Raw genomic sequence first — 19,629 nt, 5'->3', positions numbered from 1 at the left:
AATCCGCTAACCCCCTGATACTTTTGAGCAAGTGCTGGTGGGCCGGGTGGGGCTCGAACCCACTATCGGTCGATTATGAGTCGACAGCTTATACCAGTTAAGCTTCCGGCCCTGTGCAGGCAGAGCGTGCAAAAAGAAAGCGCCGCAAACGGCGCTTCCTGTCACTTCAGATCATTGCGCGAGGCGACTACGAAGGGTAGCGAGTTTGCCTCACAACGCCTCTCAAAACAAGTCCCGTCAGTTGCCTTCGAGGAACGACTTCAACTTGTCCGACCGGCTCGGATGCCGCAGCTTGCGCAGCGCCTTCGCCTCGATCTGGCGAATCCGCTCACGCGTCACGTCGAACTGCTTGCCGACCTCTTCCAGCGTGTGATCCGTGCTCATCTCGATCCCGAACCGCATGCGCAGCACCTTCGCCTCGCGCGGCGTCAGCGAATCGAGCACGTCCTTCACGACGTCGCGCATCGATGCATGCAGCGCGGCATCGGACGGCGCCACCGTGTTCGTATCCTCGATGAAATCGCCGAGATGCGAATCGTCGTCGTCGCCGATCGGCGTTTCCATGGAGATCGGCTCCTTCGCGATCTTCATGATCTTGCGGATCTTGTCCTCGGGCATTTCCATCTTCTCGGCGAGCGTCGCCGGATCCGGCTCGAGCCCGGTCTCCTGCAAGATCTGCCGCGAAATACGGTTCATCTTGTTGATCGTTTCGATCATGTGGACCGGAATGCGAATGGTGCGCGCCTGATCCGCGATCGAACGCGTGATCGCCTGACGAATCCACCACGTCGCGTACGTCGAAAACTTGTAGCCGCGACGATATTCGAACTTGTCCACCGCCTTCATCAAGCCAATGTTGCCTTCCTGGATCAGATCGAGGAACTGCAGGCCACGATTCGTGTACTTCTTCGCGATGGAAATCACGAGGCGCAGATTCGCCTCCGTCATTTCGCGCTTCGCCTGACGCGCCTTCAACTCGCCCGCCGCCATCTGACGGTTGGTTTCCTTCAGATCCTTCAACGGCAGAACGACGCGCGCCTGCAAATCCAGCAGACGCTGCTGCTGCTCGCGGATCGCCGGGATATTGCGCTCCAGCACCGCGCTGTACTCGTGACCCTCGGCGACGACCTTGTCGGACCATTCGAGATCCGTCTCGTTGCCGGGGAATCGCGTGATGAACTCGGCGCGCGGCATGCCGCACTTGTCGACAACCGTATGCAGGATCTGCCGCTCGACCTGACGCACTTCGTCCACTTGCGCGCGCAGCGTATCGCACAGGCGCTCGACGGTACGCGCGGTGAAGCGAATGTTCATGAGCTCCGTCTGAATGGCTTCCTGCGCCTTCAGATACGCCTTCGATTTATAGCCTTCCTTCTCGTAGGCGCGGCGCATCTTGTCGAACCATTCGCTGATGAGCGCGAACTTCTCGAGCGACTGGAGCTTGAGTGCTTCGAGTTGAGCGGCGTTCGCGCTTGCCTGCGCGCTGCCGTCGTCCTCTTCTTCCTCTTCCTCTTCGCCCTCTTCCGCGGTCTCTTCTTCTTCCGATTCGATCGCTTCCGCTTCCTGCTCGGAGAAGCCATCGGTGTCCTGCGCGTTCGGATCGATCAGGCCGTCGACGAGTTCATCGACGCGCACTTCCTCGTTCTGCACGCGCTCGGCCATCGCGAGAATGTCGGCGATGGTCGTCGGGCACGCGGAGATCGCCATGACCATGTGCTTGAGGCCGTCTTCGATACGCTTCGCGATCTCGATTTCGCCTTCGCGCGTCAACAGTTCGACGGTGCCCATCTCGCGCATGTACATCCGGACCGGATCGGTCGTGCGGCCGAATTCGGAATCGACCGTGGAAAGCGCGACTTCGGCCTCTTCCTCGACTTCGTCGTCGGACGACGCGTTCGGCGCGTTGTCGTTCAGCAGCAGCGTTTCGGCATCGGGCGCTTGCTCGTACACCGCCACGCCCATGTCATTGAACGTGCTGATGATGCCTTCGATCGCCTCGGTTTCCGTGAAGTTGTCCGGAAGGTGGTCGTTGATCTCGCCGTAGGTGAGGAAGCCGCGCTCCTTGCCGAGCTTGATGAGCGCGCGCAGCTTGCCGCGCCGCTCTTCCAATTCCTCGACGGTGCCGGGCGCGCTCGACGAGAACGCGTCCTTCAGCAGCGCTTTTTCCTTCGCGCGGCGATCGCGGGCCTTCGCCTTTTCGACCTTCGCCGCAGGAGCGGCGCCAGACTCTGCGTTTTGCATTGCGTCGTCTTCGACGGATACATCGTTCAGCTTTTTCGTCATGGAGTTCGCCATACCGGCTTTAGTCTCGACTCGCGGCTGTTGGACACCAGCCGATGGAACCGTGAATACCCAATACGCGCACGCTGCTTCGTCCTGCGTGCCCTGCCCGGGGCGCCATCGCGGTTCGGACGAGTGTGAATCGTCTCCTCGCCCTACCCTCGATAGCAGCCGCTTCCCTTGCGCCCGTCTGTTCGCCGGCGTGCTTATCGGCCCGTTTCGTGTGACTTATGCGGCGTGTGCCACCTTCGTCGCCTACGGCCCATTCAGCCAGCGCCTTCCTGCTTCGCTTCCCTCTGCAAACAACTTCACATGCCCTTTGCCCACTGCTCGACCGCTGCCGCCCATCTACCGTGAAAAAACGACGAAAGCGCCTGAACAGTTGACAAAAAGCAATTCACTTGAACTTTTTATTATAGCATTCTCACCTTGCGCCATCCGCGCCGGCGCCCCGCCCAGCCTTGATCTGCGCCACTCTCGCCGACAACTCCGAGAACTCCGCGACCTCTTCCGCCGACAGACTCGATTGCCGCGCCAGTTGATCCAGCCGCGCCCGGTAGCTGTCGTGCCTCAGCTTCACCACTGTTGCTTGCAATTCTTCCGCCAGCAGACGCTTTTGTTCCTCGACTCGCTGCGCCGCGTCCTCATCGGACGGATCGCGCATCAGCAAATCGCGAACGTTTTCATCATAGGCGAGAATTTCCTGAAAGATATCGTCGTATGTGGGCGCGTTTGCTGCATTTCTCAAGATCTCCGACAGCAACTGGAACTGCGCGGCATCGCCGAGTTCGCGCGCGTGCGAGATCACTTCGCTGAACAATTCGCCGTGCTCGGTCATCGTTACGAGGGTGCGCTCGCTGTCCTGATCGAGCGAAACCGCGATGCCCGGATACATCACCAGATTGCGCAGCGCGCGCTGTTCCTGTCCGGTGACGCGGCGCCGCTCGCTCTTCGGCACGTTTGCCCGCGCGACGGCCGCAGCGCGCGAATCGATGTCGCATAGCGCGGCGATTTCGGTGAACGGCGTGTCGAGCCGGTCCGCGAGCATATGCAGGATCTGCACCCGCAACGCGTTTGCGGGCAGCGCCTGCAGCAGCGGTTTAGCGTCGAAGAGCGCTTTCGCTCGGCCTTCGGGCTGCTCCAGCTCCTTGTCGTTCAGTACCTCGTTCAGTAGGAACTGCGACAGCGGCATCGCGCGATCGACCTGCTCGCCGAACCCGTCCGTGCCGAACTCGCGCACGTAGCTGTCCGGATCGTGCTCCTTCGGCAGAAAGAGGAACTTGATGGTCCGGTTGTCCGCAGCGTGCGGCAGCGCCGCTTCCAGCGCGCGACGCGCGGCTCGCCGCCCGGCCGAATCGCCGTCGAAACTGAAGACGACGGTATCCGTCTGACGAAACAGCTTCTGCACGTGGATCGGCGTACACGCCGTGCCGAGCGTCGCCACGGCGTTCGCAAAACCCAGTTGAGCGAGCGCGACGACGTCCATATACCCTTCGACGACGAGCACGTAACCCAGTTCACGAATCGCCAAGCGCGCTTCGAACAGGCCGTACAGCTCGCTGCCCTTGCTGAACAGCGGCGTCTCCGGCGAGTTCAGATATTTAGGCTCGCCCCCGTCGAGCACGCGCCCGCCGAAGCCGATCACGTTGCCCTTCACATTGCGGATCGGGAACATCACGCGTTCGCGAAAACGATCGTAACGTCGCGCCTGTCCTTGAGAATCCGTTTTTTCGCTGACGATCACCAAACCCGACTCGACCAGGTTTTCATCCCGATAATCGGGAAAGGCCGCCTCGAGGTTCTGCCAGCCATCCGGCGCGTAGCCGAGCCCGAAGCGCGCGGCGACCTCACCGGTCAAGCCGCGCTTTTTCAGATATTCGATGGCGTTCGGCGCGCCGCGCAACTGCTTGCGATAGAAATCGCACGCGGTCTGCATGACGTCCGTCAACGCGACGCTGACCGCCTTGCTCGGTGCGCTGTCGCCGCCGCCACCGCGGAACGAGCTGGAAGGCTCCTGTGGAACCGTCAGGCCGGCGCCTTGCGCCAGGTCTTTCACGGCCTCCGGAAACGTGAGCCCGGTGTGCTCCATCAGAAAGCCGATCGCGGTGCCGTGCGCGCCGCAGCCGAAGCAGTGATAGAACTGCTTGGTCGGGCTGACCGTGAACGACGGGCTTTTCTCGTTGTGAAATGGGCAAAGGCCCATGAAATTCGCGCCGCCCTTTTTTAACTGGACGTAGCGGCCCACCACGTCGACGATGTCGACGCGGTTGAGCAAATCCTGCAGGAAAGCGTGCGGAATCACCGATCGAAAGCTGCGGACGTTACTTGGCGAGTGCGGCTTTCACCTGCGCGGAGACGGCGGTCATGTCGGCCTTGCCGGCGAGCTTCGGCTTCAGCACGCCCATCACCTTGCCCATGTCCTGCGGCCCGGCGGCGCCGGTCGCGGCGACGGCTGCCTGGACTTCGGCAGCGATCGCTTCGGCGGAAAGCTGTTCGGGCATATACGCCGCCAGCACCGCCAGCTCCGCTTTCTCCTTGTCGGCGAGATCGGTGCGGCTCGCGGCTTCGAACTGGCTGATCGAATCCTTGCGCTGCTTGATCATCTTGTCGATGACGGCGGTGATGCCCGCGTCGTCGAGCGTGACGCGATCGTCGACTTCGCGCTGCTTGATTGCCGCGAGCAGCAGGCGAATCGTGCCGAGACGCTCGGTTTCCTTCGCGCGCATGGCAGTCTTCATGTCGTCGTTGATCTGGTCTTTGAGGCTCATCGTTCACCCGGTGCAATTGCGAAAGTTTGAATTCCGGCCGGCGCGCGGCGGTCCCGCGAAAGCAAAAACCCGCTTGGGAACGCCTCCTCAAGCGGGATTAGCAGACAGCCTTCCTGGCGCCAGCGGAAAGCGGAGAGAATCCTCCGATGACCGTCCGAGTATAGCAAACGGGTCCGCGTTTCGAGACTCGCCAAAACCCCCGGACGGACGCCCTCAGGCGGTCGTCGCCGCGTCTCGCGCGTACTCTGCGGCGGCCTTGCCCGCGGCGACGCCCGAAGCCCACGCCCACTGGAAGTTATAGCCGCCGAGCCAGCCGGTGACATCGACCGCCTCGCCGATGAAATAGAGCCCCGCGACGCGCTCGCTCATCATCGTCGCGGATGAAAGCTCGCGCGTGTCGACGCCGCCGCGCGTGACTTCCGCCTTGCGATAGCCTTCGGTGCCGCTCGGCGTGAGCGTCCAGTCCGACAGCGATGCGCCGATCGCTTTCAGCGTGCGATCCGGCAGATCGGCGAGGCGCGCGTCGACCGGCACGCGCTGCGCTTCGAGCCACGCGTGCGCGAGACGCGCGGGAACGTGCTCGGCCAGAAAATTGCCGATCTGCTTTTTCGAGCCGGCTTTGGCTTCGATCAGCATGGCGGTCGGATCGAGGTCGGGAAGCAGATCGACGTGAATCGGCTCCGACGTGTTCCAGTAGCTCGAAATCTGCAGCACGCCCGGCCCCGACACGCCGCGATGCGTGAGCAGCAAGTCTTCGTCGAATTCGCCGCGCGTCTTGCCTTTGCCCGTGCTGATGCGAACCGGCAGCGAAAGCCCCGACAGCTGCGCGAACGGCGCCCAGTCGGCGGACGTGAACGTGAGCGGCACGAGCGCCGGACGCGTATCGACGAGCTTGTGGCCGAACTGCTTGGCGACGCGATAGCCGAAATCCGTCGCGCCGATCTTCGGAATCGACAGGCCGCCGGTCGCGATCACGAGCGCCGCCGCGCCGATCGCGCCCGCGTTCGTATCGAGCGCGAAACGCGCGCCGTCGTGACGGACCTCATGCACGGCGACCGGACGCCGCCACGCGACGCGACCGGCATCGCACTCGCTTTTGAGCACGTCGATGATGGTCTCGCTGGAGTCGTCGCAGAAGAGCTGGCCCTTGTGCTTCTCGTGCCACTTCACGCGGTATTGCTTGAGCAGCGCGAGAAAATCGCGCGGCGTGTAGCGGGCGAGCGCGGAGCGGCAAAAATGCGGATTCGCCGACAGAAAATTGGCAGGCTGCGCGTTGATGTTCGTGAAGTTGCAGCGCCCGCCGCCGGAGATGCGGATTTTTTCGGCGAGACGCTCTGCGTGGTCGATGAGGACGACGCGGCGTCCGGATTGAGCGGCCACGGCCGCGCACATCATGCCGGCCGCGCCCGCGCCGATGACGGCGATATCGAAGGATTCCATGGCGCGCATTTTACCTTCGACACGCTCGATCACGCCCGCTGCTATACTTTTCTGTTCCTCTAACGCATTGAATCCATGCTAGTTCTAGGCATCGAAAGCTCCTGCGACGAAACCGGCCTCGCACTCTACGACACCGAGCGCGGCCTGCTTTCGCACGCCCTTCATTCGCAGATCGCGATGCATCGCGATTACGGCGGCGTCGTGCCCGAACTGGCTTCGCGCGATCACATCCGCCGCGCGCTGCCGCTGCTGGAGGAAGTGCTCGACAAGTCCGGCGCACAGCGCGGCGACATCGACGCCATCGCGTTCACGCAAGGGCCGGGGCTCGCGGGGGCGCTGCTCGTCGGCGCGAGCATCGCGAATGCGCTGGCGATGGCGTGGGACAAGCCGACCGTCGGCATCCATCATCTGGAAGGGCATTTGCTGTCGCCGCTGCTCGTCGACGCGCCGCCGCCCTTTCCGTTCGTCGCGCTGCTCGTGTCCGGCGGACACACGCAGTTGATGCGCGTGACCGATGTCGGCGTCTACGAGACGCTCGGCGAAACACTCGACGACGCCGCCGGCGAAGCCTTCGACAAGACCGCGAAGCTGCTCGGCCTCGGCTATCCGGGCGGGCCGGAAGTGTCGCGGCTCGCGGAATTCGGCACGTCCGGCGCGGTCGCGCTGCCGCGTCCGATGCTCCATTCCGGCGATCTCGATTTCAGCTTCAGCGGCCTGAAAACCGCCGTGCTCACGCACAGCCGCAAGCTCGGCAACAACGTCTGCGAGCAGGCCAAGGCCGATCTCGCGCGCGGTTTCGTCGATGCGGCCGTGGACGTGCTCGTCGCTAAATCGCTCGCCGCGCTGAAGAAAACGGGGTTGAAGCGGCTCGTCGTGGCGGGCGGCGTCGGCGCGAACCGGCAGTTGCGCGAGGCGCTGTCGGCGGCGGCGAAAAAGCGCCGCTTCGACGTGCATTACCCCGACCTGTCGCTGTGCACCGACAACGGCGCGATGATCGCGCTCGCGGGCGCGCTGCGCCTGTCGCGCTGGCCGGAGCAGGCCGTGCGCGACTACGCGTTCACCGTGAAGCCGCGCTGGGATCTCACGTCGCTCGCGCGCGCCTGAGCCACTTTATCGAGGCGGATTGAACGGCTGCACGATCGCCTTGAAGACGGGCAGCGTTTCGCAGCGATCGCTATGGCCGATGAGCGTCGGCCAGCGCGTCGAGCTGAAAATTTCCGGATGCGCCTCGCGCGCGAAGCGCAGCGCGCAGGCCACGGCGATATCGGCGTGGCCGATTGCATCGCCGAACCAGTAAGGCGTCGCGCGCGCAGCGCGGTCCGCTTCCAGCGCATTCAACACACGCTCGACCTGCCCCGTGCAGCGATCGAGCCACGCCTGCGATTTCTCCTTGTGCAACACGCGTTCGTAGACGAGCGCGACGGCCTTGTCGGCGAGACCGGTCGCGAGCGCGCAGACCTTCAGCGCCTGACGTCGCTCCGGCCCGCCCGATGGAATCAAAGCGCGCGCATCGCCCGCCTCTGCGTCGAGATAGTCGAGGATCATCGTGCTTTCGATGAGCGTATCGCCGGAATCGAGCACGAGCGTCGGCACGCGGCACAGCGGGTTGTACGGCGCGATCTTGTCGGCGTCGCCGAACACCGACCACGGGCGATGCTCGAACGCCATGTCGTAGAGCTTCAGCGCGATGCCGACGCGCCGCACGAACGGGGAATCGTATTGGCCGATGAGAATCAAGATGCGCTCCGCGTGGTGGTGATGACGTGGACGGCCAGTTTAAGCGCGCGCGGGCCTCGGAAACAACGGCCACGCGAGCGACGCGCACACGCCCGCCCCGAGCCAGACCATCGGCCAGGAACCGATCGCGAGCACGTGCGGAATGGCGAGCGGCGTCACGAAAAAGCCGACGAAGACCGCCGTGTTCGCCATGCCGAGCGCGGTGCCCGCGCGTTCGGTGCCCGCGAGCGTCGCCAGTTCCGTGTACGCGACGCCGTGCCATGCCGACACGCAGACGCCCGCGAGAATCAGCATCGCCGCGAGCAAAACGGGCCAATGGACCGCGCCGAGCGCCGTCGCGATACCGAGCACGACGAACGACGCGCACGCGACGATCGTCGATACGCGCAGGTACGTGCGGCGGTTGCGGTGCCGGTCGGTGTGGCGGCCGCTCCAGACGCGCATCGCGATCGCACCGATCTGGAGCGTGGCCATCGTCGCGCTGATCGCGGTCAGGCCGAAGTGCGCGGCGTCGTGCATGAAGATCGTCGCGAAACTCAGCACCGCGAACTGCGGCACGCACAAGATGCCGATGCCCAGCACGACGCGCCAGACCAGCGCGTTTTTCAGCGGCGCGGCGCCTGCGCTCCGAATCGCCCGATGAACTGCTTCAGCCGGCTCGTGAAGCCAGCGCCAGGCGAAAATGCCGGACAGCGCGCACATCGCGGCGAGCGCGCCGAATACCGCCCCGAAACCATGCGACGACGCGAGCCACGGCAGCAACGCCGCGCCGATGCCGCCGCCGAGCGGCACAGCCGTCTGGCGAATGCTCATCGCGAGGCCGCGCTCGCCTTCGCCGAACCACGCCATCACCGCGCGTCCGCTCGACCCATTGACGCTGCCGCCGAGCAGGCCCAGCGCGCACATCGCGACGACGAGCCAGCCGAAGCTCGCCGTCGCGGGCGTCGCGAACAAAGTCATCGCGACGAGCACCGCGGCCGTCGAAAAAAGACCGGTCAGCAGGACGGGACGGTCGCCCCACTTGTCGGTGAGAACGCCCCACGGCAATTCGGACAGCGCGACGCCCAAGCCTAGGGCGCCCAGCACGACGCCCAGTTGCCCGTTGCTCAGATGGTAGGCGCCGCGCACCCAGACGGCGGTCGTCGGAAAGCCCGTCGCCGCCGCCGACACGCTCGCGTTCGCCGCGACGCCCACGCCGAGCACTTTCCAGCGGTGTCCATCGCCGAGTGCGGTTTTGATGTTCAAAGCGAGAGAAATGGCCATGTCGCAGTCCATCGAAAAGTTGACTGGGGCCAGTTTGAACGCTTAACATCATCCTGAAAATCGCAAAGTTTGCGACGGACCGTTCATCAAATCGGGACTGTCATCATGAGCCAGACAACCTTCGACCTCGCGGTGTTGCGCAGCTTCGTCGCGGGCGTGGACCTCGGGAGTTTCGCGAAAGCAGCCGATCGCGTCGGGCGTTCGACGTCCGCCGTCAGCGCCCAGATTCACAAGCTGGAAGAACAGGCGGGCACACCGCTGTTTCGCAAATCGGGACGCGGGCTCGCACTCACCGATGCCGGCGAGGTCATGCTCAACTACGCGCGGCGGCTCGTCGAGCTGAACGACGAAGCCGCAGTCGCGGTTCGCGGCGTCGATCTGGAAGGCTGGATCCGGCTCGGTCTGCAGGAAGATTTCGGCGAAGTCGTGCTGCCCGATGTGCTCGGACGCTTCGCGCGAGCGCACCCGAAAGTGCGGATCGAAGCGCGCGTCGCGCGGAATACGGAACTGCTGGAGCGCATCGGCGGCGCGCAGCTCGATCTCGCGCTCGTGTGGGGTGCGGCGGGCGTGCCGGATGAAAGTCAGGCGTCGAATCTGCCCGAGCCGATCGCCGCGCCGCCGATGCGCTGGATCGCGTCATCGACCGTTCCCTGGCATTTCGACGCCGACGAGCCCTTGCCGCTCATCGTTTTCGATCGGCCGTGTCTCTTCCACAGCGCGGCGGCGGCGGCGCTCGACCGTGCGGGCATCAAATGGCGTGTGGCGTTCACGAGCCCGAGCCTGTCCGGACTGTGGGCGGCGGCAGCGGCGGGACTCGGCGTGACGGTGCGAACGAGCTACGGCCTGCCGTCGACCGTTCGTCCGCTCGATGGTGGCGAAGGCGGTTTGCCCGCGCTGCCGTCGATTCCGCTCGCGCTGCATCGCGCGTCGGGAAAGGGCTCGCCGCTCGTCGAGCGGCTGGCGTCGCTCGTGGTGGAATCGGTGCGGGAAGCGCACGTTTCCGCGGAAACGGCGCTTGCCTAGACGTTCAGGCGTCGCGGCGCTTGTCGCGCTCGATCACGGCATACGCACTGTGATTGTGGATCGACTCGAAGTTCTCGGCTTCGAGCGTATAGGCGACGATGCGCGCGTCGGCGTTCAGGCGCGTCGCGACATCGCGCACGAGGTCCTCGACGAACTTCGGATTTTCATACGCGCGCTCGGTGACGAACTTCTCGTCCGGACGCTTCAGCAAGCCCCACAGTTCGCACGACGCCTCTTCCTCGGCGATGCGGATCAGTTCCTCGACCGGCATCTCGTCGGCCAATTCCGCCGCGATCGTGACGTGCGAGCGCTGGTTGTGCGCGCCGTACTGCGAAATTTTCTTCGAGCACGGGCACAGGCTCGTCACCGGCACGAGCACTTTGATCGACATGCGCGTGTCGCCGTCACGCCGTTCGGCGATAAACGTCACTTCGTAGTCCAGCAAGCTCTTCACGCCCGAGACCGGCGCGGTCTTCATGACGAAGTACGGCATCGTCACTTCGATACGGCCGGAGTGCGCTTCGAGCTTCGCCAGCATCAGCGAGAGCAATCCGCGCAGCGCGTGCTGATCGACCGGCAGCCGGTTCTCTTCCAGCAACGCGACGAAACGCGACATGTGCGTGCCCTTCTGTTCCGCGGGCAGATGCACGTCGAGGTTCCATACGCCGACGGTCGGCTTCAGCCCGTCTTCCGTCAGCACCGTCAGCGGATAGCGCACGCCCTTGACGCCGACGCGCTGAATCGCGATCTGACGCGTGTCGGGCGTGCTCTGGACGTCGGGCATCACGAAGGCGGGATTCATCTGATTCATTTGTTTTGTCCTTATGCGCCGCGCGTCGCGCAAGACGCGAGCGGGTCGATACGTTCAAGCGCACACGGCGCGGGACGATGCCCGCGCCGTGTGCCAAAGCGTTGATGCACGGCGCACCCCGAGCGCGCCGTTCGAGCGAAGCGTCGTCAGGCGACGCGCTTCGTCAGCTTCCCTGCGTTGGCGCTTTCGATTGCGTCGATAAAGCGCTCGCGAATCGACTTGGCGATGCCAGCCGCGTCCAGTCCGACGCTCGACAGCAGCTTGGCCGGATCGCCGTGATCGATGAACACGTCCGGCAAGCCGAGTTGCAGCACGGGCTTCACGATGGAGCTTGCAAGCAGCGCTTCGACGCACGCGGAACCCGCGCCGCCCATGATCGTGCCTTCTTCGATCGTGACGATCGCGTCGTGCGTGGCGGCGAGTTCGCGCAGCAGATCGGCGTCGACCGGTTTCACGAAGCGCATGTTGGCGACGGTCAGATCCAGTTCCTCGGCGGCGGCGAGCGACGGCGCGACCATCGTGCCGAACGCGCAAATAGCGATGCGCTTGCCCGAGCCCAGCTTTTGCGACGACTCGCGGCGAATCTCGCCCTTGCCGACCGGAATCGCGGTCATCTGCTTGACCGTCGCCACGCCGGTGCCCGCGCCGCGCGGATAGCGCACGGCCGTCGGGTTCGGCTGCTGCAGCGCCGTGTAGAGCATCTGGCGGCACTCGTTTTCGTCCGACGCGGCCATCACCGTCATGTTCGGGATGCAGCGCAGGAACGCGAGATCGTAGTTGCCCGCGTGCGTCGCGCCGTCCGCGCCGACGAGGCCCGCGCGATCGATCGCGAACACGACTGGCAGATTCTGCAGCGCGACGTCGTGGATCAGTTGGTCATACGCGCGTTGCAGGAAGGTCGAATAGATGGCGACGACCGGCTTCATGCCGTCCGCGGCCAGGCCGCCCGCGAAGGTCACCGCGTGCTGTTCGGCGATGCCGACATCGAAATAGCGGTCCGGGAAGCGCTTCTCGAACTCGACCATGCCGGAGCCTTCGCGCATCGCCGGCGTGATGCCGACCACGCGCGAGTCTTGCGCTGCGGCGTCGCACAGCCATTCGCCGAACACCTGCGTGTAAGTCTTCTTCGATGGCGCCGTCGACGGCTTGATGCCTTCAGCCGGATTGAACTTGCCCGGACCGTGATACAGCACCGGATCGGCTTCCGCGAGCTTGTAGCCCTGGCCTTTCTTCGTGACGACGTGCAGGAATTGCGGGCCGCGCAGTTCCTTGATGTTCTGCAGCGTCGGGATCAGCGAATCGAGATCGTGACCGTCGATCGGGCCGATGTAGTTGAAGCCGAACTCCTCGAATAGCGTGGCCGGGACGATCATGCCCTTCGCGTGCTCTTCGAGCTTGCGCGCGAGATCGAGCACGGGCGGCGCATGGCGCAGCACGCGTTCGACGCCCGCGCGCGCGGCGGCGTAGAAACGGCCCGACATCAGACGCGCGAGATGGCGATTCAACGCGCCGACCGGCGGCGAAATCGACATGTCGTTGTCGTTGAGGATGACGAGCAGCGGCACGTCGTCGGCGACGCCCGCGTTGTTCATCGCTTCGAAGGCCATGCCCGCGGTCATCGCGCCGTCGCCGATCACGGCGATCGAAAAGCGGTTGTCGCCCTGCAGCTTGTTGGCGATCGCCATGCCGAGCGCAGCCGAAATCGACGTGCTCGAATGCGCGGTGCCGAAGGTGTCGTATTCGGATTCGGCGCGGCGCGGGAAACCGGAGATGCCGCCGAGCTGGCGCAGCCCCGGCATCTGATCGCGGCGGCCGGTCAGGATCTTGTGCGGATACGTCTGATGACCGACGTCCCAGACGATGCGGTCATTAGGCGTATCGAACACATAGTGCAACGCGATGGTCAGCTCCACCGTGCCCAGATTGGACGACAGATGGCCGCCCGTCTGGGACACGCTATCGAGCACGTAGGCTCGCAGCTCGTCGGCCAGCGGTTGCAATTGGCGGCGATCGAGGGCGCGGAGATCGGCCGGATCGTCGATGGTTTTCAGCAAGTCGTACATCGTCGTCCCATTTTAGGAAAACTGGCGTGATTCGTTCGGTGCGATTGTTTCTTTCTTCGCACCGTGGGGTTCGTCACGCGTTCAACAATCAATTCACCCGGTTCACGACCAGGTCGGCAAGCTCGGCGAGACGCTGGCCGCGCGCGCCGAACGGCTCGATCGCGGCGTGCGCGTCGCGGCCCAGTTGCGCAGCGAGTTCGCGCGACGCATCGAGCCCGATGATCGATACGTAAGTGGGCTTGTCGTGCTGCGCGTCCTTGCCGGCGGTCTTGCCGAGCGTGGCGGAATCGGCGGTGACGTCCAGGATGTCGTCGACGACCTGGAATGCGAGACCGATCGCTGCCGCATACCGATCCAGCGACGTCAGCGCTTCCGCGCCGGGATGCGTGCCCGCGAGCGCGCCCATGCGGACCGATGCGCGCAGCAGCGCACCTGTTTTCTTGCGATGCATCGTCTCGAGCTCGGGGCGCGACAGCTTGCGGCCGACGCTTTCCAGGTCGATCGCCTGACCGCCCGCCATGCCGAGCGAGCCGCTCGCGACCGCCAGCTCGCGCACGAGCGCGGCTTGCTGGGCATCGCTCAAACCGTTGCCTTCCGCCGTCAATGCGACGAACGCCTGCGATTGCAGCGCGTCACCGACGAGCAGTGCCGTCGCTTCGTCATATTGGATGTGTACGGTAGGCTTGCCGCGACGCAACGCGTCGTCATCCATGGCGGGCATATCGTCATGCACCAGCGAATAGACGTGGATCATCTCGAGTGCCGCGCTCGCCGCTTCGACGGCCTGCGCGCTCGCGCCGGTCAGCTCGCCCGCCGCGTGGACGAGCAGGGGCCGCACGCGCTTGCCGCCGCCCAGCACCGCGTAGCGCATGGCTTCGTGCAGGCGCGCCGGCGCGACGTCCGTGCCCGGAAGATAGTGTTCCAGCGCCGTCTCGACGCGATCGAGCGTCGCGCGCATCCATTGTTCGAAGGTCATAGGTCGTCGTCCCCGTCGTCGTTCGTCGCTCCGGCACCCTGCGTGGCGCGCTGCACCTCGGCGGGCAACGGTTTGAGCGTCTCGCCATCGAGAACGCGTACCTGCTGCTCAACTTTTTCGAGTTGCTGTTGGCAAAAGCCGACAAGCGCTGCGCCGCGGCGGTATGCCGCAAGCGATTCCTCGAGGCTCAGCGCGCCCTCTTCCATGCGCGCGACGAGCGATTCGAGTTCTGCCAGCGCCGCCTCGTAATTCTCGGGAAGCGGGGCGGCGTCCGCGCTCTGTGCGCTTGCGCCGGTTTGCTCGCCTGTTTCCTGGACAGCGGTCTTCGCCATGAATCGTGGATGTGCAATTGAATTTTTGGAACCAAGTCGCACATTCTACGGCAAAAGCCAAATTTTCGACCCGCATCCCGTCCACGCGGGACCGTCGAGATTGCTTTGCCGGATTCTCCGCCAATCGGGAAGGAACGTGCGATTCAAGCGCGCGGGCGCAACGATTGCGAGGAACTCTCGCGACAATTTATACCCAAATCAAGACCTTAAGCACCCCAAGGATGCGGATTTCGGTATAATCGCGGGCTCCCTAAATCGAATCTTCGATGGTTGGGTTGTTCACTGCTTTCACGTCTTAACGGGAGTGGGAATGTCCAATCTGAGCAATGCATTGCAGCTGAACGCCATTCACAGTCAGCTGCCAGTCACGGCTTACTTTGACGAAGCGCTTCTTACGCGCGAACTCGACACACTTTTCAAGCAAGGTCCACGCTACGTCGGGCACGAACTCATGGTTCCCGAAGCGGGCAACTATTTCGCGCTTCCGGGCGAAGGCGAAGGGCGCGTGCTCGTCCGCAATCAGCAGAACAATATCGAACTGCTGTCCAACGTGTGCCGCCATCGCCAGGCGATCATGCTCAATGGCCGCGGCAGCGCGGACAACATCGTCTGCCCGCTGCATCGCTGGACCTACGATCTCAACGGTCAACTGCTCGGCGCGCCGCATTTCGCGGACAAGCCCTGCCTGAACCTCGGCAAGACTTCGCTGCAGAACTGGCAAGGCCTGCTCTTCGAATCGGAGGGCCGCAACGTCGCCGCGGATCTCGCGCGGCTTGGCACCGCAAAGCACTTCGACTTCTCGGGCTTCATGTTCGATCACGTCGAAGTGCACGAGTGCAATTACAACTGGAAGACGTTCATCGAAGTCTATCTCGAGGACTATCACGTCGCGCCGTTCCATCCGGGACTCGGCAGCTTCGTGTCGTGCGACAACCTCGAGTGGGAATTCGGCGACTGGTACAGCGTCCAGACCGTGGGCGTCCACAAGAACTTGGAAAAGCCGGGCAGCCCGACGTATCGCAAGTGGCACGACGAAGTCCTGCGCTTTCGCAACGGCGCGCCGCCCGAGTTCGGTGCGATCTGGATGGTGTATTACCCCGGTCTGATGATCGAGTGGTATCCGCATGTGCTGATCGTGTCGTGGCTGATTCCACAAGGCACGCAGAAGACGACGAACATCGTCGAGTTCTATTACCCCGAGGAAATCGCGCTTTTTGAGCGTGAGTTCATCGAGGCCGAGCGCGCTGCGTATATGGAAACCGCGCGTGAGGACGACGAAATCGGCGAGCGCATGGACGCGGGCCGGCGCGCGCTGATGTCGCGCGGCGAGAATCAGGTCGGGCCGTATCAGAGCCCGATGGAATCCGGCATGCAGCACTTCCACGAGTTCTTGCGGCATCAGCTCGGCGCGATCTGATATAGGCCGTTCGGCCAGAGTTACGAAAAGGCGGGCTTTCAGGCCCGCCTTTTTGTTTAGACTAACGGTTCAAGTCTCGCACATGAGCGACGCACAGGAGCCGTCATGCCGCACACCCACTACACCACGCTCATCTCGGCGGCGAATCTCGCCGAACGGCTCGCCGCCGCGCCCGGCAGCATGCTCGTCTTCGATTGCCGCTTCGATCTGGCCGCGCCCGAATCCGGCGAAGCGGCCTATGCGCAAGGGCATATTCCCGGCGCGCACTATCTTCATCTGGATCGAGATCTGTCCGGCGTCAAGACGGGCACGAACGGGCGTCATCCGCTGCCGGAGCGCGCCGCGCTCGTCGCCAAACTGGCCAGCTTCGGCCTGAACGAGGGCCAGCAAGTAGTCGCGTACGATGCCCACGGCGGCATGTACGCCGCGCGTCTCTGGTGGCTGCTGCGCTGGCTCGGGCACGATTCCGTCGCGTTGCTCGACGGCGGCCTGCAGGCCTGGGAAGCCGCGGGCAATCCGCTCGATACCGCCGTGCCGCCGAAGAGGCAGGGCACGTTCAAGGCCGGCGCGCCGCTTCAGGTGACGATCGACGCCCCGGCGATCGAGCGCAGCATCGGCACGCGCGATCATCTGCTGATCGATGCGCGCGCCGCCGATCGTTACCGCGGCGAGAATGAGACGATCGATCCCGTCGGCGGGCACATTCCCGGCGCGCTGAATCACTTTTTCAAGAACAATCTGACGGCGGAAGGCCGCTTCAAGACCGCGCACGAACTGCGCGAGGCGTTCGGTTCGCTCGTCGGCACGACGCCGGCGGACCGCGTCGTCCTGCAATGCGGCTCGGGCGTGACGGCATGCCATAACGCGCTCGCGATGGAGATCGCCGGCCTGCACGGCGCGGCGCTCTATCCCGGCTCGTGGAGCGAGTGGAGCGCCGATCCGGGCCGGCCCGTCGCGACCGGCCCGAATCCGTGAACGCCGTTATTTGACGCCGTGCTCGCGGAACCACGCGAGCGCGCGCTTCCATCCGTCCTCGGCGTCGGCTTTGCGATAGCTCGGCCGATAATCCGCGAAGAACGCATGCGGCGCGTCGTCGTACACGACGAACTGCGAGTCTTTCGCGGGCGGCGGGTCGTTCGCGAGCGCCTGTTTCATCTGCTCGATCGTATCCTGCGGGATGCTCTGATCCTGCCGGCCATATAGGCCGAGCACCGGCACTTTGAGCTGGCCCGCGAGGTCGATCGGATTGGCCGGCGTGTTCTCGGTCTTGTTGCCGACGAGCCGTCCGTACCACGCCACGGCCGCCTTCACATTGGGATTGTGCTCGGCATAGAGCCAGGTGATGCGCCCGCCCCAGCAAAACCCGGTAATGCCGACGCGCTTCGGATCGCCGCCATGCTCGCCCGCCCATTTGACCGTCTGATCGATGTCGGAGATCACTTGTGCATCGGGCACTTTCGACACGAGTTGTTCGTTGAGCTGCTGCATCGACTTGTAGGCCGATGCATCGCCCTGACGCGTGTAGAGATCCGGCGCGATGGCGAGATAACCCTGCTTGGCGAAGCGCCGGCAGACGTCGGCGATATGCTCGTGCACGCCGAAAATCTCGTGAATCACGATGATGACCGGCAAATGCGTCTTGCCTTTGGGCTGCGCGCGGTACGCCGGCACGAGCGTGCCATCCGCGCCGCGTATGCCGATGGCGCCGGCTTCCAGCCCATCGCTGTCGGTGTGAACGGTTTGCGCGGACACCGGCAGCACGGCGGCCGCGAAGCCGGTGCCGAAGGTCGCCTTGATGAAATTGCGTCGGTTGAACGGGACGTGCGGAATGAGGCTGTCGACTTCAGGGTCTAGCATACGAAGCTCCCGCGGCAATGCCGTCGCGGCGCGTACTCGATCGCGCGACGGCGAGGATCGTTGAAATCCGCGCGACGCGATCAAGGCGTCACGACGCGCGGCGCTGCACGACGATGAACGCGCGTTATGCATTAAGCGCGCCGCTCATTCTAAACAGCTTTAAACGAACGGCGCAGCGGATCTATTCCGTCAGTGCAGCTTGACACGCGGGGCGGTGGAACGGCGCAGCCAGTGCGCGACAGTATCGAGCACCATGCGCGCATAGCCGTGCAGCGCGGCCACATGCAGGCGATACAGCGACATGTACATGAAGCGCGCGAAGAGGCCTTCGATCAGCATGTTGCCGCCGATCAACCCGCCCATCAGATTGCCGACCGCGCTGTAATGGCCGAGCGACACCAGCGAGCCGAAATCGCGATACGTGTACTCGGGCAACGGCTTGCCCTGCAACATCCGCTCAAACAACTTGAAAAGGAAGCTCGCCTGCTGATGCGCGGCCTGCGCGCGCGGCGGAACGTTGCGCTCGTTGCCGGGCCACGGACACGCGGCGCAATCGCCGAGCGCGAAGACGTTCTCGTCGGTTTCGGTTTGCAGCGTGCGACGCACGACGAGCTGGCCGAGACGATTGGTCGGAAGTCCGTCGAGATTGTTGAGAATCGCGGGCGCCTTGATGCCCGCCGCCCAGACTGTGAGATCCGCGCGAATCGTCTTGCCGCTCGCCGTGCGGATCGTGTCGCGCGAGACCTGCGCGACGGTTTCGCCCGTCATCAGCTTTACGCCGAGCTTGGTCAGCAGTTCCGCCGTCGCGCTGGACACGCGTTCCTGCAATGCGGGCAGAATGCGTGGCCCGGCCTCGATCAGCACGATGCCGATATCGTGCTTCGGATCGAGCTTGTGCAAGCCGTATGCGGAAAGCACTTGCGCGGTATTGCGCAATTCCGCCGACAATTCGACGCCCGTCGCGCCCGCGCCGACGATCGCCACCTGAATGCGCGGCACGGGATCGACGCCGGGCTCTTCGTCGACTTCGTCCACGCCCGCCGCGACGGGTTCCGGTGCGAAATGCTCCGCGCGCATGCAGGCCGCGATCAGGCGCTTGCGGAAGAGCTCCGCCTGACCGACGGTATCGAGCGCGATCGAATTCTGCTGCGCGCCTTCGACGCCGAAGAAATGCGTCGTGCTGCCGATCGCGATGACGAGCGTGTCGTACTCCAACTCGCGCTCGGGCAGCAGTTCGCCGGCTTCTTCGTCGCGCAACGCGCCGATCGTGATGCGCCTCGCCGCCCGATTCAGTCCGACGAGTTCGCCCTGCTGAAACTCGAAGCCGTGCCACAGGGCTTGTGCCGCGTATTCGAGTTCCTGCGTGAAGGGATCCATGCTGCCCGCCGCGACTTCATGCAGGAGCGGTTTCCAAATATGCGTCGGGTTGCGGTCGACGAGCGTGACTTGCGCTTTCGGCGGCGTTTTGGAATCCGTCGAGCCGAAACGGTCGCCGAGACGAGTTGCGAGTTCGAGGCCGCCTGCGCCTCCGCCGATGATGATGAAGCGATGCATGGAACTCTCCCTGTGCTTTTATATTCGATCGGCCTTCGTGCTTATCTTCCTCGATTGAAACATTGTGCGGAGCTTCGGTGACAGTCACAAGCGAGTCACCAACATGTC

The 19,629-nt window shown here is 64.1% G+C and carries 16 protein-coding genes and 1 tRNA gene; 4 read left to right on the top strand and 13 right to left on the bottom strand.

Annotation, left to right across the window (positions count from 1 at the left end):
• Window positions 1-35: 35 nt before the first annotated feature.
• The 5 genes from NCS03_RS15010 to NCS03_RS14990 form a co-directional block, all read right to left on the bottom strand.
• A tRNA-Ile gene (locus tag NCS03_RS15010) sits at window positions 36-112 on the bottom strand.
• Between the two features lie 125 nt (window positions 113-237).
• Window positions 238-2,295, bottom strand: coding sequence for an RNA polymerase sigma factor RpoD (rpoD, locus tag NCS03_RS15005; protein WP_075583507.1), 2,058 nt, complete (start codon window positions 2,293-2,295; stop codon window positions 238-240).
• A gap of 409 nt (window positions 2,296-2,704) precedes the next feature.
• Window positions 2,705-4,582 (bottom strand): DNA primase, encoded by a 1,878-nt coding sequence (gene dnaG / locus NCS03_RS15000; RefSeq protein WP_250529336.1) that lies wholly within the window; start codon window positions 4,580-4,582, stop codon window positions 2,705-2,707.
• 19 nt (window positions 4,583-4,601) lie between these two features.
• Window positions 4,602-5,048: a GatB/YqeY domain-containing protein gene (locus NCS03_RS14995; RefSeq protein WP_008353959.1), complete on the bottom strand. Its 447-nt coding sequence runs from the start codon at window positions 5,046-5,048 to the stop codon at window positions 4,602-4,604.
• A gap of 213 nt (window positions 5,049-5,261) precedes the next feature.
• Window positions 5,262-6,488, bottom strand: a complete 1,227-nt coding sequence (locus NCS03_RS14990) for a BaiN/RdsA family NAD(P)/FAD-dependent oxidoreductase (protein WP_250502734.1) — start codon at window positions 6,486-6,488, stop codon at window positions 5,262-5,264.
• A gap of 75 nt (window positions 6,489-6,563) precedes the next feature.
• Between NCS03_RS14990 and tsaD the strand changes: the two genes are divergently transcribed.
• Window positions 6,564-7,592 (top strand): tRNA (adenosine(37)-N6)-threonylcarbamoyltransferase complex transferase subunit TsaD, encoded by a 1,029-nt coding sequence (gene tsaD, locus NCS03_RS14985; protein WP_175982500.1) that lies wholly within the window; start codon window positions 6,564-6,566, stop codon window positions 7,590-7,592.
• Window positions 7,593-7,598: 6 nt separating this feature from the next.
• Here the strand turns inward: tsaD and NCS03_RS14980 are convergent, their stop codons facing one another.
• Complete coding sequence (locus NCS03_RS14980) at window positions 7,599-8,225, bottom strand: glutathione S-transferase family protein (protein WP_175982501.1); 627 nt, start codon at window positions 8,223-8,225, stop codon at window positions 7,599-7,601.
• 39 nt (window positions 8,226-8,264) lie between these two features.
• Entirely contained in the window at window positions 8,265-9,488 is a 1,224-nt protein-coding gene (locus tag NCS03_RS14975; protein ID WP_250529335.1) for an MFS transporter, read from the bottom strand.
• 105 nt (window positions 9,489-9,593) lie between these two features.
• Here NCS03_RS14975 and NCS03_RS14970 point away from each other — a divergent pair, with 105 nt between their 5' ends.
• Window positions 9,594-10,511 carry a LysR substrate-binding domain-containing protein gene (locus tag NCS03_RS14970; RefSeq protein WP_175982503.1) on the top strand — a complete coding sequence of 306 codons (918 nt, stop codon included), beginning with the start codon at window positions 9,594-9,596 and terminating at the stop codon, window positions 10,509-10,511.
• A 4-nt stretch (window positions 10,512-10,515) separates the two neighbouring features.
• Here the strand turns inward: NCS03_RS14970 and folE2 are convergent, their stop codons facing one another.
• The 4 genes from folE2 to NCS03_RS14950 form a co-directional block, all read right to left on the bottom strand.
• Window positions 10,516-11,322, bottom strand: coding sequence for a GTP cyclohydrolase FolE2 (gene folE2 / locus NCS03_RS14965; RefSeq protein ID WP_175982504.1), 807 nt, complete (start codon window positions 11,320-11,322; stop codon window positions 10,516-10,518).
• A gap of 146 nt (window positions 11,323-11,468) precedes the next feature.
• Window positions 11,469-13,385, bottom strand: coding sequence for a 1-deoxy-D-xylulose-5-phosphate synthase (gene dxs, locus NCS03_RS14960; RefSeq protein WP_008353967.1), 1,917 nt, complete (start codon window positions 13,383-13,385; stop codon window positions 11,469-11,471).
• Between the two features lie 88 nt (window positions 13,386-13,473).
• Entirely contained in the window at window positions 13,474-14,361 is an 888-nt protein-coding gene (locus NCS03_RS14955; RefSeq protein ID WP_008353968.1) for a polyprenyl synthetase family protein, read from the bottom strand.
• Window positions 14,358-14,693 carry an exodeoxyribonuclease VII small subunit gene (locus tag NCS03_RS14950; RefSeq protein ID WP_008353969.1) on the bottom strand — a complete coding sequence of 112 codons (336 nt, stop codon included), beginning with the start codon at window positions 14,691-14,693 and terminating at the stop codon, window positions 14,358-14,360. The genes NCS03_RS14955 and NCS03_RS14950 overlap by 4 nt, the downstream gene beginning before the upstream one ends.
• Before the next feature lie 310 nt (window positions 14,694-15,003).
• Between NCS03_RS14950 and NCS03_RS14945 the strand changes: the two genes are divergently transcribed.
• The gene (locus NCS03_RS14945; RefSeq protein ID WP_175982505.1) at window positions 15,004-16,110 is read left to right on the top strand and encodes an aromatic ring-hydroxylating oxygenase subunit alpha; all 1,107 of its coding nucleotides are present in this window, start codon (window positions 15,004-15,006) and stop codon (window positions 16,108-16,110) included.
• Window positions 16,111-16,215: 105 nt separating this feature from the next.
• A complete protein-coding gene (locus NCS03_RS14940) occupies window positions 16,216-17,085 on the top strand; it encodes a sulfurtransferase (RefSeq protein WP_008353971.1) in 870 nt (289 codons plus the stop codon).
• 6 nt (window positions 17,086-17,091) lie between these two features.
• Here NCS03_RS14940 and NCS03_RS14935 read toward each other — a convergent pair whose 3' ends face one another.
• Together NCS03_RS14935 and NCS03_RS14930 are read right to left on the bottom strand one after the other, a co-directional pair.
• Window positions 17,092-17,967: a dienelactone hydrolase family protein gene (locus NCS03_RS14935; protein WP_250440403.1), complete on the bottom strand. Its 876-nt coding sequence runs from the start codon at window positions 17,965-17,967 to the stop codon at window positions 17,092-17,094.
• A 189-nt stretch (window positions 17,968-18,156) separates the two neighbouring features.
• The gene (locus NCS03_RS14930; RefSeq protein ID WP_250459087.1) at window positions 18,157-19,521 is read right to left on the bottom strand and encodes an NAD(P)/FAD-dependent oxidoreductase; all 1,365 of its coding nucleotides are present in this window, start codon (window positions 19,519-19,521) and stop codon (window positions 18,157-18,159) included.
• Between the last annotated feature and the right edge of the window lie 108 nt (window positions 19,522-19,629).

The organism is Caballeronia sp. ATUFL_F1_KS4A (assembly GCF_023630905.1).
In the GTDB taxonomy this organism is placed as follows: Bacteria; Pseudomonadota; Gammaproteobacteria; order Burkholderiales; family Burkholderiaceae; genus Caballeronia; species Caballeronia zhejiangensis.
Note: the sequence above shows the minus strand (reverse complement) of the source record. Positions and strands in the feature narration are given on the sequence as shown.